Annotated in this window: 13 protein-coding genes; 4 read left to right on the plus strand and 9 right to left on the minus strand. The window is 60.6% G+C overall.

What is annotated here, in order from left to right; translation table 11 throughout:
* Positions 1-14: 14 nt before the first annotated feature.
* Positions 15-1652, plus strand: a complete 1638-nt coding sequence (locus tag ACIX9_RS00120; protein WP_013578444.1) for a 2-oxo acid dehydrogenase subunit E2 — start codon at positions 15-17, stop codon at positions 1650-1652.
* Positions 1653-1715: 63 nt separating this feature from the next.
* On the opposite strand, the gene ACIX9_RS00125 is transcribed toward ACIX9_RS00120, so the two are convergent.
* The 7 genes from ACIX9_RS00125 to ACIX9_RS00155 all read right to left on the minus strand — a co-directional run bounded on the left by ACIX9_RS00125 (position 1716) and on the right by ACIX9_RS00155 (position 6305).
* Complete coding sequence (locus ACIX9_RS00125; protein WP_013578445.1) at positions 1716-2600, minus strand: hypothetical protein; 885 nt, start codon at positions 2598-2600, stop codon at positions 1716-1718.
* Positions 2601-2813, minus strand: a complete 213-nt coding sequence (locus ACIX9_RS00130; RefSeq protein WP_013578446.1) for a hypothetical protein — start codon at positions 2811-2813, stop codon at positions 2601-2603.
* Between the two features lie 138 nt (positions 2814-2951).
* Positions 2952-4118, minus strand: a complete 1167-nt coding sequence (gene purK, locus ACIX9_RS00135) for a 5-(carboxyamino)imidazole ribonucleotide synthase (protein WP_013578447.1) — start codon at positions 4116-4118, stop codon at positions 2952-2954.
* Positions 4119-4123: 5 nt separating this feature from the next.
* Entirely contained in the window at positions 4124-4600 is a 477-nt protein-coding gene (gene purE / locus ACIX9_RS00140) for a 5-(carboxyamino)imidazole ribonucleotide mutase (RefSeq protein ID WP_332308615.1), read from the minus strand.
* 74 nt (positions 4601-4674) lie between these two features.
* Positions 4675-4932: a hypothetical protein gene (locus tag ACIX9_RS00145; protein WP_013578449.1), complete on the minus strand. Its 258-nt coding sequence runs from the start codon at positions 4930-4932 to the stop codon at positions 4675-4677.
* 188 nt (positions 4933-5120) lie between these two features.
* On the minus strand, positions 5121-5471 hold the full coding sequence (locus ACIX9_RS00150; protein WP_157477166.1) for a hypothetical protein: 351 nt from the start codon (positions 5469-5471) through the stop codon (positions 5121-5123).
* Positions 5472-5723: 252 nt separating this feature from the next.
* Positions 5724-6305, minus strand: coding sequence for a hypothetical protein (locus tag ACIX9_RS00155; protein ID WP_013578451.1), 582 nt, complete (start codon positions 6303-6305; stop codon positions 5724-5726).
* Positions 6306-7003: 698 nt separating this feature from the next.
* On the opposite strand from ACIX9_RS00155, the gene ACIX9_RS00160 reads away from it, so the two are divergent.
* The 3 genes from ACIX9_RS00160 (at position 7004) to ACIX9_RS00170 (ending at position 10362) form a co-directional block, all read left to right on the plus strand.
* Positions 7004-8200, plus strand: a complete 1197-nt coding sequence (locus ACIX9_RS00160) for an alpha/beta hydrolase family protein (RefSeq protein ID WP_013578452.1) — start codon at positions 7004-7006, stop codon at positions 8198-8200.
* Positions 8201-8565: 365 nt separating this feature from the next.
* The gene (glyA, locus tag ACIX9_RS00165) at positions 8566-9834 is read left to right on the plus strand and encodes a serine hydroxymethyltransferase (RefSeq protein WP_013578453.1); all 1269 of its coding nucleotides are present in this window, start codon (positions 8566-8568) and stop codon (positions 9832-9834) included.
* Between the two features lie 39 nt (positions 9835-9873).
* Positions 9874-10362 (plus strand): DUF4126 family protein, encoded by a 489-nt coding sequence (locus ACIX9_RS00170; protein ID WP_157477168.1) that lies wholly within the window; start codon positions 9874-9876, stop codon positions 10360-10362.
* Between the two features lie 68 nt (positions 10363-10430).
* Here ACIX9_RS00170 and ACIX9_RS00175 read toward each other — a convergent pair whose 3' ends face one another.
* Both ACIX9_RS00175 and ACIX9_RS00180 read right to left on the minus strand, forming a co-directional pair.
* Complete coding sequence (locus ACIX9_RS00175; RefSeq protein WP_157477170.1) at positions 10431-12191, minus strand: DUF885 domain-containing protein; 1761 nt, start codon at positions 12189-12191, stop codon at positions 10431-10433.
* A gap of 288 nt (positions 12192-12479) precedes the next feature.
* Positions 12480-13007 carry an energy transducer TonB gene (locus ACIX9_RS00180; RefSeq protein WP_013578456.1) on the minus strand — a complete coding sequence of 176 codons (528 nt, stop codon included), beginning with the start codon at positions 13005-13007 and terminating at the stop codon, positions 12480-12482.
* Positions 13008-13226 lie beyond the last annotated feature (219 nt).

Genomic DNA, 13226 nt, shown 5'->3' on the forward strand with positions numbered 1-13226 from the left:
CGAGAAGGACACACATGCCGACCGAAGTAGTCATGCCCCAGATGGGCGAATCCATTACCGAAGGCACGCTCACGAAATGGCTCAAGAAGCCGGGCGACCCCGTCGAGCGTAACGAGCCGTTGTTCGAGATCTCGACCGACAAGGTTGACGCTGAGATTCCTTCGCCCGCCGCGGGCATCATGGGTGAGATCAAGACGCCCGAGGGCTCGACCGTACAGATCAACACGGTTGTCTGCACGATCAATGAGGCTGGCTCTGCTGCTGCCGCCGCACCCGCACCGGCTGACTTGAAGGCTGACTCTGCCACTCCCGCTGCCGAAGCGACCGCCGCCCAGGAGGCTGCGATTCCTGCTCCAGAGCCCGAAACTGAAGTCAGCGGCGGTACCGAAGTCGCCATGCCGCAGATGGGCGAGTCCATCACCGAAGGCACGATCACCAAGTGGCTCAAGAATATTGGCGATACCGTCGCGCGTGACGAGCCGATCTTTGAGATTTCGACGGATAAGGTTGACGCTGAGATTCCGTCGCCCGTCGCCGGCACGTTGACTGAGATCCGGGTCAAGGAAGGCGCTACCGTCACCGTCAACACCATCGTTGCGGTGATCGGCGGAGCGGCGGGCAGCAAGCCCAAGGCTGCCGCGCCTGCCGCCGTTGCCCCAGCGGCACCCGCTGCTGTTGCTGCCGCACCCACGCAGGCTTCGCAGGGCGAGACGCCTCGCTCCTCGCCGCTGGTCCGCAAGATTGCGGGTGATAACAACATCGATCTGCAGCAGGTCTCCGGAAGCGGTTCCGCCGGGCGCATCACCAAGGCCGACATCATGGGCCATCTGGACAAGCCTGCCTCGACCGCTGCTGCTACTCCGACGACGGTGCAGCCTTCAGTCTCGGCCGTGCAGTCTGCGCCTGCGACGACCGCTCCGGCCAAGGCCGCGGCACCCACGCAGCAGTTGGGCGAGCTGGTTCCGATGACCAAGATGCGCTCCATCATTGCCAAGCGCATGGTGGAATCCAAGCAGACCAGCCCGCACGTTCACACCGTCTTCAAGGTGGACATGACGCGCATCGTCAAGCTGCGTGAGCGCGAGAAGAACAAGTACGAGCAGCGCAACGGCACCAAGCTGACCTACATGCCGTTCATCACGCGCGCGGCTGTGCAGGCTCTGAAGAAGCACCCCGTGGTCAACGCCGCCATCCAGGGCGATGCCATTTTCTACAACAAGAACATCGCCATCGGAATCGCGGTTGCGCTGGAGTGGGGCCTGATCGTCCCGGTCATCAAGGGCTGCGAGGAGAAGAACTTCCTGGGCGTGGCACGGTCGATCGTTGACCTGGCCGAGCGTGCGCGGACCAAGAAGCTTGCTCCGGACGAAGTCTCCGGCGGCACCTTTACGATCACCAACGCGGGGATCTTCGGCGAGCAGTTCGGCACGCCGATCATCAACCAGCCCCAGGCGGCCATCCTCGGCGTCGGCGGCCTGAACAAGGAAGCCCTGGTGCTGACGGATAAGGATGGGCAGGACACCATCGCCATCCGCAACGTGCAGCGCTTCACGCTGGGCTTCGATCACCGCATCGTGGACGGCGCGGACGCAGGCAAGTTCATGAGCGACTTCAAGGCGTATCTCGAGAACTGGGCTGAAGACATCGGCTAAGTACGAGGTCGGATAAATGTAAAAGGCGGCAGGCTCCCAATCGGGCCTGCCGCCTTTTCCGTTTTAGTCTGCCTGCCGGTCGGTCTGATCCCGGTCTGTCTCATCGTTGCTCAGCCGCTCCAGCAGTCTGCGCAGGACGATGCGTTCTTCCTGCGAGGAACGGAAGTCGATGGGATTTCTGTGGATGTACTTCAGGTTCAGGTTGATGACGTCGGACGCCATGAGCACAAACAGGTTGCCGGCGATCGATCGCCAGTAGGCCTCGCGGTCCACGTTGGGATCGGCTTCCTTTGCCTTCTCAAACTCGTCTCGCAGGAATCGCCGCGGCTTGGCCAGCGTGATGCTTTGCAGGCTGCCATCCGCTCCCAGCATCTTGTCCTGAATCCTGCCCTGATAGAGGACGGAGGACTTCGTCAGCACATCCGCATCGAGAAAGTCTCCGGCGGGCAGCAGCATCTCTGAGAGCAGCACATGCCACTCTGAGACGCGCGGCAGGACCAGCGTGGCTAGCAGCGCCTTCTGCCAGCCCAGGGGCAGTCTGGCTCGAAGCTGGCTGTAGTTGCGGATGGCAAGATTGAGCGTGAGGGCGAAGAGAACAACCAGAAGATAAAGCCTCAACAAGAGGCACAGATTCATCTGGCAGAAGGCGTGAAGACTGGAGAAGAAGTCCTGGCGGTGCGCGTCGAAGAAGGATGTGCTGTAGATGCCGGAGAAGACGGTTTGCAGATCGGTGAGATGGCCGCTTTGCTGGAGTGCGCCGGTGGCACGCGCCCAGACCAGGGCGATTCCAAAGGGAACGACAGCCTGCACGATCGAACGAGTGACCTCTTCGCTTCTGCTTTGGACGAGGGTCTTACGCGGGACTGCAAAGCCGAGGATCAACCGCGCGATCAATCCGGGGCCGAAGAGGTAAGCACCCAGCAGCAGGGTGAAACCGATTGCCAGCACTCAGGCCACAAGCTCCCGCAGATCGGACAGCTTGATCGTCATGACTCCAGCCGAGGTTGGAATGTCGGCGCTCTCATGGGCACGCAGTTCGTTCACTACCTGGTCCTCATGGGATTCGATAAACCGCAGCATCTCATCCTTGAGGATCGTCTGATTCGCCGCGATATTTGCGTCGATCATTGTGAGCAGCCGTTCAATCTCTCGTCCGTTCATTCAAGCTCCATCGCTACGCTACCACTGAAGCATTGGATGCTCCAGTGGCAACGAGCGTACCACGCTGTTAGGCGAAGATAAGGCGAAATAAGTAACAATGACGGTACTAAACGGTAACCAGTACCGCTTGAGGACACGCTAGAGCGCAGCCTTCGCCCGCAGCACGCGCTCGATGGCCTGCTCCGCTGTTGCGCCGATTGCGCTTAAATGGCCCATCTTCCGGCCCTTGCGCGGCTTCAGCTTCTCGTACAGATGCAGCGCCACGCCCGGTACGGCTAGCGCTTTATCGAAGCAGACCTCGCGCGCTGAACCGTCGGGATTGAGCCATAGATCGCCCAGCAAATTGGCGATTGCCGCAGGCTGGACGACCTCGACATCACCCAGGGGCAGGTCGCAGACGGCGCGGATGGCCTGCTCGAACTGGCTGGTCACGCAGGCGCGTTCACTCTCGTGATAGCTGTTGTGCGGACGCGGGGCGAGCTCGTTGATCAGCAGCTCGCCATCCTGCGTGATGAACATCTCCACGGCCAGCAGGCCTTCGAGCTGGAAGGTATCGGCGATCTCGTATGCGATCTCACGCGCCTCGGCCTCCATGGATGGAGGAATCGGCGCGGGGATCACGCTCCAGTCCAGGATCTGGTTTTCATGGTGGTTCCAGGCGGCGGGATAGACCTTCACCTCGCCCCGCGGACTGCGGGCGACCATGACGCTGATCTCGCGCTCCAGGTGGACGGCCTTCTCTACGACTCCCGGCCCTTCGCCCAGAGCCTCCCATGCCCCGAGCACGTCCGCCTCGGTGACCGGCTCTGCGCTGAAGCCGACCTTGCCTTGCCCGCGCCCGTCGTAGCCGCCGGTTGCGCTCTTGCAGAAGCAGCGGCCCAGCTCTGCGATCGCCGCGCGCGTTTCATCGAGCGACCGCACCGCGCGGAATTCGCCTACGGGGAAACCATGTTTGGTCAGCCAGTTCTTCTGCTCGATCCGGTCCTGGATGATGGCGAGCATCGCGCCACCCGGACGCACCGGGCAGAAGGTCGCGGCAGAGGCCATGCTGCGCTCGCCGATCTGCTCGATCTCGAGCGTGACGACGTCGCAGCCGCGCGCCAGCATCGCCGCGCCCCGGCTGTCGTCCCATCCGGCCTCAATGCAGCCGTCGACGATGAACCGCGCCGGACAGCCTGGGTCGGGGTCCAGCACCAGGATGCGATAGCCCATGCCGCGTGCGGCCATCGCCATCATGCGGCCCAGTTGTCCGCCGCCAAAGATCCCGATCGTCGCGCCCGGCAGCAGGGGCGTTCCAGCCTTCATCGTGCTCACGCCTTCACCTCGTCTTCTTCAAGCGACTCGCCCAGCACCTTATCCCGTGTCGCCTCGCGCCGTGCGATCAGCTTCTGCTGCAGCTCCGCATCGGTTGTGGCGAGCATCGCTACGGCCAGCAGACCTGCGTTCGCAGCGCCGGAAGCACCGATCGCCAGCGTCCCCACCGGCACGCCCTTGGGCATCTGCACGATGCTCAACAGCGCGTCTAAACCTTGCAATGAAGTGGCGGACACCGGCACCCCAAGCACCGGCACCACCGTCAGCGCGGCGATCATGCCCGGCAGGTGCGCGGCCCCGCCGGCCCCGGCGATGATCACGCGCAGACCGCGTGCGATCGCCGTCTGCGCGTACTCCACCATCAGCTCCGGCGTGCGGTGCGCACTGACCACCTTGGCCTCATACGGCACGCCAAACTCCCGCAGCACATCCACCGCTGCTTTCATCACCGCATAATCACTGCGGCTTCCCATTACCACGCCAACCAGCGGCATCCCGTCCATTGGCTCATTATAGAGTTCGCGTGTGAACTTCCGCGCCAATGCGTTCAGTGATGCTTGCCCGTAAAGTAGCTGATCGCAAAGTGCATCATCGTCAGCGCCGTCCCGAACGCCGCCGTGATGCCGCGCATCCGCTGCACGCCCTGTTCGTTGCGGCTGACGCGCTGCTCCAGGTGATGCAGCCTCCCCGGCTGACCTAGCACCTCCGGAAACTCCACCGCCATCGCCCGCATCTCCAGCGCCGGCCCCTTCGCCATCGCACGCCTTACGCCCGCCGCCCGGTGAACTCCACTTTCAAACGCCATCCAGCCTCCCCTTTGCTTCTTGCACCTTCACAATTAAGTTCCGTGTGCCCCATCCTCACCGCGGTCCTATCGCGGTTAGGGTGGGCCTCGGCGAAGCCGACCGCTCCCGCCATGCCAACTCAGCCACAACCCTCACTCCTCCAACCCAAACGGATCGACCTCCCCAGTCAAAGTCCTCTCCAGCCCCATCAGCGCCATCCTCCCGTCGCAGGCTTCAAAGCAGCCTCCGCCTTATCCTTCGCCCACTGCTCCGTCAGAATCGCCTCCAGGCTCTTGCCTCTCGGTTTCATCTTCTTCGGGTCCGGATCTTTCTCCAACCCGCTCAACTCGACCAGCAGCTTCAGGTGAGACACGCTTCCGCTCTTCGCCTTGTCCAGAAGCACGGACACAATCACCGGTAGAGCCTCGGCAAACTGCTTCCGGGCAAAGGTCTTGAAGAACCTCGGGTTCCTCACCCCTTTGCGCCCGAGGCTCGTCGATTCCTCCGGCTCGTCGGTCGTTCCTTTTACAAACCGGCCCGCCACCCGCTTCCTTGCCATTCAGCCCCCAAGTGCAAGCTCCCCGCCCGAACTCCCATCCCGAATCCAGGCAAGGCGCAAACGCAAAAACGGGAGCCAAGGTCGTTAGACCCGCTCCCGTTTTGCCTTCAACTTAGCTTGCCTTTACAGAATACCAAGTTCAGTTAACTAAATACCCCATTTATTTTTAGGTTTTTTCTCCTTTTGAATGAGCAAGTTACGTCAAATTTAACCATTTTGCCCTATTGACAAGTGAAAAATGGGCCAAACTCGCTACTGCCCCTCGGTAACCCTTTTACTTGCAACAGTTGGAGCAAGCAGCCCAAGGTCGAGAAACAGGCGGGTCAGCAGATCGATGGCCTCCACGTATCGCTTGATGACGATCTTCAGATTCGTCCCGATCATCGCCGCCGTCTCCTGCTGGGTGTACCCCTGCATCGCGATCTTCCGGACAAGGTACTGCTGACCCCGGCCCAGCTTTGCCACGCAGTTTTCTACGTCGTGGACATAGATCACCACGTCGTCGAAGCTGCTGACCTTGTAGTTGGTCACATGACCGCGAAACAGCTCGCGGCCCAGCAGGGAAGGAGCCCTGCCGGCCTCCATGGACAGCTTTGTGTACCGCTTAAGCATCGCCTCCGTGTACTTGCGGTAGAACGAAAGCTCAGGAGAAGGCCGCAGCCGAATCCGCTCCTCGGCATCCGGCAGGACGGCGGCGGAAGCCCGCACCAGCGTCAGACGATGAGGACCCTTGCGCAAAGCCGCGCCCGTCGCGGAGATCGGCCCCGCAGCCGGCCGTGAAGCAACCTCAGCCATCGCCTGGATCACAGGCAGGATCACAAGAGCTGCACTCATCGCGCACCTCCGGCACACACCTGAAGCGCCCGGTTGATGCGGGGTTTTCTCACCTGGATATGCCGAGCCCGAACCGCCGGGAACTCGGCCAGTTTCACCGTGCAGCGGCGGCAGTAAACGCGTGCTTCCAAAGCAGAGCGCAGCCACAACATCCCGCACCCTTCACATACCTTCAGGTCCATTCGAACATCGTTCATCGTGTGTCTCCAGAAGACATGGTTCCCCCCTGGCGAGCCTCCGTATGGCTTTCTCGTCTGAACTCGCACAGGTTGCTATAAAGCGCGGAAAGAGCTCGCCGTCAGGGCTTAGCATCGCCCTGGTCCCTGCTCTGCCGCACTGCTCTGTCCTTACGGGCGCAGCAAGTCCTGGGAAGACTCACGACCCCATCCTCCTCGCGACTCCGCCCGTCTCCGCCAGACCTTTAGGGGATTCTTTCCTCCACCGATCCCATCGCCCAGCAAGCGAACTCACATTGAGAGTTCCCAGGTTATAGTCGGTCCCAAAACGGGTGTCAAGCCCCATTTTTGCAGAGAGGCTAAAAAACCGTAAGTTCAATTCCATCAGTCTGTTAAGGCTTAAAATGGCTCTAACTAGATAAGTTTTCCGCGTATCGTCCACAGCCTGTGTTTGTTCGCTTTTTGTTCGCACTAAAAGTGATGCAGAAAACACCCTCCTCCCAACCCGGGTAAAATTTGAACATGTTCTCTCGGCTTTATGCGAAGTGGATGTTTGCCTGGGAGACCGCGCTTACCACCCGTGACACAAACCGTATCGTCCGCCCCGTCGAGTGGGGCTTCGACTGGCTCCCCCCCCTCACCACCCCCATGCCCGGAGCTTCGGACGAAGCGCAGATGACCGCCCTCAGCGCGCAGATCGCCGCGCAGTCAGATGAGTTCTTCGCCTACGCTACACCCTCGGACTTCCGGCTTGAAGAGCGCCATCCGCAGCTCTTTCCCACTAATGTCCGCCCGGAGACCCTTGCGCAGGACGCCGATCTCAAGCGCAAGGCCTCATCCGGTAAGCTGAAAGCCGCGTCGTTCCTGCGTTTTACCTCAGCCGCCTCTACGCCATACCCGGAGAACGATCAGGTCAACGCACGCTGGTACCCCGCCAGCCCGGAGCAGGAAGAGAAGTTCCGCCGTCTCGGCAAGCCACGCCAGGCCATGATCGTCATGCCCCAGTGGAACGCCGACGCCTTCTCCCACAATGCACTCTGCGAGATCTTCAATCGCTTCGGAATAAGTTGCCTGCGCCTCTCCAAGCCGTATCACGACATCCGCCGCCCCGCTGAGTTGGAGCGCTCGGACTATGCCGTCTCCGCCAACATCGGCCGCACCATGGCCGCTTGCCGCCAGGCTGTCGTGGACATCCGTTCCTGCATCGACTGGCTCTCGCAGCAGGGCTACGAGCAGTTCGGCGTCCTCGGCACGAGCCTGGGCTCCTGCTACGCCTTCATCGCCGCCGCCCACGACGCACGTCTCAACGTCTGCGCCTTCAATCACGCGTCAACCTGGTTTGGAGACGTTGTCTGGACCGGCCAGAGCACACGGCATGTTCGCGAAGCGCTTGAGCAGGCTGGCCTCACGCAAATCACCACACGAGAGGTCTTCCGCGCCGTCAGTCCCATGGCCTACATGGACCGCTTTGCCGCGAATCCCAAGCGGGTCCTCGTCGTCCACGCCAAATACGACCTGACGTTCCTGGAAGAATTTTCTCTGGACGTACTGAAAAACTTCAATGAATACGGTATCGATTACGTCTCCCGCGTGTTGCCTTGCGGCCACTACACCACGGGCGAGACGCCCTACAAGTACATCGATGCCTGGTATCTCGGCAGCTTCATTCACGACGCCTTCAAGAAGCTGGCCTTTGAAAATCTCAAGCCAGTCTCATAGAAGAAGCGGTCCTGGAGACCTTGTTTAGAAGTCTCCAGGTAGCGTAAACATCGCTAAAACGCATGGTGCAAGAATCATTCCAACAAAACATCCGGCGATCAGGAAAGAGTGCATGGGGTAAACCTCCTCGGGAGCATTCTGGGCTCCTCGACATACTTAGGATCGCCTTCTAAGACTCTAATGACCATCACACGTTCGCTCATCATGTTCTAACCAGTGGGCCATTACTTAAGATCGGTTAGAAGACGTCCGCCCCGTTGCACAATCCGCATCTCACTCTTACTCTCACCAACATCCAGCCGATCTAACCCTCGAAACCACCCTTTTCAGGCCGCATTCCTGCCCCCCTGACATAAGATGGACCCATGCCGATCGACCTGAACGCCACCCTCTCCGCCGCCGATCCCGAGATCGCCGCGCAGATCGAGAACGAAGTCAACCGCCAGCACGAAGGCCTGGAGATGATTGCCTCCGAGAACTTCGTCAGCCGCGCCGTCCTTGAAGCTGCCGGAACCGTCTTCACCAACAAGTACGCGGAAGGCTACCCCGGCAAGCGTTACTACGGCGGATGTGAGTTCGCGGACGTTGTCGAAGACCTCGCCCGCAGCCGCGCCAAGAAGCTCTTCGGTGCCGAGCACGTCAACGTTCAGCCGCACTCCGGCTCCCAGGCCAACGCCGCCACCTGCATGACCCTCCTCACGCCAGGTGACACCATCCTCGGCCTCGACCTCGCCCATGGCGGTCACCTCACCCACGGCCACAAGCTCAACTTCTCCGGCAAGCTCTACAAGATCGCCGGCTACCAGGTCAGCAAGGACACAGAGACCGTCGACTACGACGAACTGGAAGCCCAGGCCGAACGCGAACGCCCCAAGATGATCATCGGCGGCGGCAGCGCTTATCCGCGCCAGTTTGACTTCCCCCGCCTCCGCGCCATCGCCGATAAGGTCGGTGCCTACCTCATGGTGGACATGGCTCACTTCGCCGGCCTCGTCGCCGGCGGCGCGCACCCCTCGCCCATCCCGCACGCTCACGTCGTCACCACCACCACCCACAAGACGCTGCGCGGCCCGCGAGCAGGCATGATCCTCTGCGGCCAAGAGTTCGCCGCAGGCATTGACCGCAGCGTCTTCCCCGGTCAGCAGGGCGGCCCGCTGATGCACATCATCGCCGCCAAGGCCGTGGCTTTCAAAGAAGCACTCCAGCCTGAGTTCGCACAGTACGCAACTCAAACCGTTACAAATGCCAAGGTCCTCGCGGAGGCCATTGCAGAAAAAGGTTTCCGCATCGTCTCCGGGGGCACGGACACGCATCTCATGCTGGTCGATGTCTTCCAGAAGGGCATGCTGGGCTCTGAAGCCGAACACGCCTTGGGCGAGGCAGGCATCACGGTGAACAAAAATGCCATCCCATACGACACCAATCCGCCCATGAAGCCGAGCGGTATCCGCATCGGCACGCCCGCCCTGACCACGCGTGGCATGAAAGAGGCGGAGATGCTCGTCATCGCCGGCTGGATCGTTCGCGCGCTGGAGCAGAGAAGCGATCCGGCGGCGCTCGCAAAGATCCGCGGAGAGGTGCTGGAGTTGGCCGAGCAGTTCCCGCTCTACGAGTATCTCCGCGCACAAGCGTAGTTTTCAGTTGGTCTAAACAGCAGTGAGAGGTGGAATGACGTGGCGATAGCAATGCTGGCCTGGATGATCGCAATCCCGGCCCTGGGTTTCATGACGGGGCTGCGATCCATGATGCCCATGGCGGTCCTCTGCTGGTTCGCCTACCTGCACCACATGCCCATCCATCACTCCTGGGCCTTCTGGGTCGCGAGCCCCATCTCGGTCGGCGTCTTCAGTGTCCTGGCGGTCGGTGAGCTAATCGGCGACAAGCTCCCCATGACCCCAGCCCGCACGGCCATTGGCCCCTTGGTAGCCCGCATCTGCTTCGGCGGCCTGGTCGGCACGATCGCCGCGATGAGCCTGCGTGGAGCGCCGGTGGAGGGCCTTCTGCTTGGAGTACTCGGTGCCCTGGCAGGATCGTTTCTCGGATACCACATCCGCATCTGGCTTACCAAGGACTTCGGCTGGCCGGACCTCATCGTAGCCCTCGCAGAGGACATCATCGCCATCGTCGTTAGTGTCTACGCCATGGGAATCGTCACCGGTTAGCTCTCGCATCGTTAAAGCAGAATGGGCACCCAGGCATGGGTGCCCATTTGCATTGCAGGCAGAGGGAGCTACTTCTCCATCTCCGGATACGGCCCAATGCCGCCGCCCTTGATCCACGCCTCCAGATATTCATCCAGCACCGGCAGCGGCAGCCCGCCGGTCGCGAGAATCGCATCGTGGAAGGCGCGAAGGTTGAACTTCGGCCCCAGCACCTCCTGCGCGTGCTTGCGCTCCTTCAGGATCTCAGTCATCCCCATGTAGTAGCTCAGCGCCTGTCCCGGCCATGAGATATAGCGGTCGATCTCTTCTTCAATATCGTGCTCACTCAGCACCGTATTGTCGCGAAGGTACTGCTGCCCTTGCTCACGGGTCCAGCCCATCGCATGCATGCCCGTATCGACCACCAGCCGCGATGCACGCCAGGACTGGAAGCTCAACATCCCGAATTTTTCATAGGGCGTGTGATACATATCCATCTCGGTGCCCAGCCGCTCGCAGTAGAGCGCCCACCCTTCGCCAAAGGCTGATCCGCCTCCGCGAAAGCCATCCGGATCAGCATGCTCCCGCGCAATCAAGCCTGCCCAGGAGTGACCCGGAGCTGCCTCATGCAGTACCAGCGCGGGCATTCCGTACAGCGGCCGCGAAGGAAGGTCGTACAGGTTGATCGAGAAACCACCTGCTCCGCCGAAGCCTGCCGGCTGATACGGCGCAACCTCATCCGGAACCGGATGCACGCCAAACCGTCCCCGTGGCTGATAGCCAAAGTACCGGTCAGACTTATCGTCGAACTCCTTCATCATGTAAGAGACGTCTCCCAGCAGCTCTTCCTTGGTCTTCGGATAGAACTGCGGATCGGTCCTTAGAAACTTCTGGAATGCGGCAAAGTCGCCTGTGAACTTCGCCTCCACCATGGTGTCCAACATCTCCTGGTGAATCTTCGCGACCTCGGCAATGCCAAACGCGTGCAGATCATCCGCGGACAGATCCAGCGTCGTATAACGCTTGATCTGGGCCTTGTAGTAAGCCTTCCCATCGGGCAGATCCGTCGCGGCAATCGAGGTCACCGTCTTCGGGTAATACTCGTCGGTCCAGAAGGGAAGCAGCTTTTTATACTCCGGGATCACCGTGCTTTCAATGACCTTCTTCCCCTCCGCGCGCAGCCTTGCCTGCTCCGCCGTGTTGATGGTGGAAGGCATATGCACGAATGCCTTCCAGAACGGCGTCTGGTCCGCACTCGTCGCCTTGGCGATGGGCGCAATCGTCTGGTCGCGCCCGTTCAGCGTAATCTTCGGCGGTGTGAAGCCGCGCGCCAGCCCCGCCCTCATGTTGGCGATATTCTCGTCGTAGTACCGCGGAATATCCGCCAGCCATGTCAGGTAGTTCAGGTAGTCCTGCTCGGTCCGGAACCCACGCTCTCCCGTCCCTTGCGCATTCGCCCAGAACGACTCCAGTGAGCTCACCGGCTTCTCCCACTCCTTGAAGTACTGCCCGGACATCTGCGATTCAATCTGATAACGGTAGATCTCCAGGTTGATCTTCTCTGACTCGTTCATCTCCGCAACCGGCAGCTTCTCTAGCTGCGCCATCACGCCCTTCAAATGGTCATACTCCTTCGCCTGCGTGGCCGCATCGACGGAGCGGAGCTCCTTCGGCTGAATCCTGTTCATCCTCCGCGGATCGACGTAGCCCCGCTGCGCCTCCCGCCACTTCCGGTCCTCTGTGTGGATCGTCTTCAGCTCCAGGCCGGGCTTGGACGGAGGCCCTTGAGGAAACGGCGAGATTGGAGCCGGATTGCTATCCTCGGTCTTCGCGGCAGGAGCTGTTGTCATAGCCGGTTTAGCGGTCGTTGCCGGTTTTGCTGTCGCCGGCTTCATAGCCGGTGCCTGAGCAGTCGCCAATGCCACGGCTGACAACATCGACACCGCTACCAAAACACGTGGTGCACGCATGAACTCTCCAAAGAAAGGGATTTCGTCCTAATGTAAACGACACGGCTCTTACTTCTGAGCAAGCAACCCGTGCGTCTCCAGAGAGGCTTTGGAATCAACAGATAACTGTCCCTCAGGGAAAAGGTCTCTCCGTAGAACTACTCACTTCAGGGCGCGAGAAAATCTCTCCTAAGCGCGATCGAAGTGAAACAGAAGCTGCTGTACGCTCGCCACCGGTTTGCCCGCCTTGGTCGCGGGATAGAAGGTCCAGGTTTGGAGCACGGCCAGCACAGCCTCATCCACGCCATGTCCCAGGCCTTCATCGACGTGCGTATACACAACTTTGCCGTCTTCATCAATCGTCACGTCGACGACGATATCGCCGTGCGTGCCATGCGGAAGCTCTGAGAGATCAGGCTTGGGCGCTGGATAGAAGTTAGCCATTGCCACTGACACATCAGCCTCACCCGTTGGATCGCCGCCGCTTGCGGGAGGTGGAGGCTCAGGCTCCTTGAGGGCAATCTTCGGCTCCACCTTGGGCCGGATGATCTTTGGCTTGGGAGGTTGTGCCGCCGCAGTGTGGCCCGGTGCATAGGGCACCAGCACACGGGCAACGCTCTTGGCACGGTGAGCCTTCGCAACACCTTGAACCTTGTAGAGAAGCGCCGCAACCACAACAACATGAAGCACCACCGACGCCATCTTCAAGGACGACATGCGCCGAGTATCAGGGTGCGTCGAATGAAGGGAGACCAGTTCCATAAGCCATTATGGCGATCCGCCGCCCGTTTGTCGCCAAGAGAATACATAAAAGAATGCGTCAAGGGATGGCTCCTAACGAGCTCGATCGGGTGCCGCCAACTTGAGTCCAGGCCATGGGAATCGTGACCGGTTAGCGGAGCATCACCGAATTAGGGATGGGATTGATCGGCTCGA

Origin of the sequence: Granulicella tundricola MP5ACTX9 (genome assembly GCF_000178975.2) — a bacterium.
Classification (GTDB): Bacteria; Acidobacteriota; Terriglobia; order Terriglobales; family Acidobacteriaceae; genus Edaphobacter; species Edaphobacter tundricola.

Excerpts from the sequence above, each read along its gene's own strand:
- ACIX9_RS00175 (WP_157477170.1), bottom strand. The coding sequence starts at position 12,191 with ATGACAACAGCTCCTGCCGCGAAGACCGAGGATAGCAATCCGGCTCCA.
- ACIX9_RS00120 (WP_013578444.1), top strand. The coding sequence starts at position 15 with ATGCCGACCGAAGTAGTCATGCCCCAGATGGGCGAATCCATTACCGAA.
- purE (WP_332308615.1), bottom strand. The coding sequence starts at position 4,600 with ATGGGAAGCCGCAGTGATTATGCGGTGATGAAAGCAGCGGTGGATGTG.
- ACIX9_RS00150 (WP_157477166.1), bottom strand. The coding sequence starts at position 5,471 with ATGGCAAGGAAGCGGGTGGCGGGCCGGTTTGTAAAAGGAACGACCGAC.
- ACIX9_RS00130 (WP_013578446.1), bottom strand. The coding sequence starts at position 2,813 with ATGAACGGACGAGAGATTGAACGGCTGCTCACAATGATCGACGCAAAT.
- ACIX9_RS00145 (WP_013578449.1), bottom strand. The coding sequence starts at position 4,932 with ATGGCGTTTGAAAGTGGAGTTCACCGGGCGGCGGGCGTAAGGCGTGCG.
- ACIX9_RS00160 (WP_013578452.1), top strand. The coding sequence starts at position 7,004 with ATGTTCTCTCGGCTTTATGCGAAGTGGATGTTTGCCTGGGAGACCGCG.
- ACIX9_RS00180 (WP_013578456.1), bottom strand. The coding sequence starts at position 13,007 with ATGTCGTCCTTGAAGATGGCGTCGGTGGTGCTTCATGTTGTTGTGGTT.
- glyA (WP_013578453.1), top strand. The coding sequence starts at position 8,566 with ATGCCGATCGACCTGAACGCCACCCTCTCCGCCGCCGATCCCGAGATC.
- purK (WP_013578447.1), bottom strand. The coding sequence starts at position 4,118 with ATGAAGGCTGGAACGCCCCTGCTGCCGGGCGCGACGATCGGGATCTTT.
- ACIX9_RS00155 (WP_013578451.1), bottom strand. The coding sequence starts at position 6,305 with ATGAGTGCAGCTCTTGTGATCCTGCCTGTGATCCAGGCGATGGCTGAG.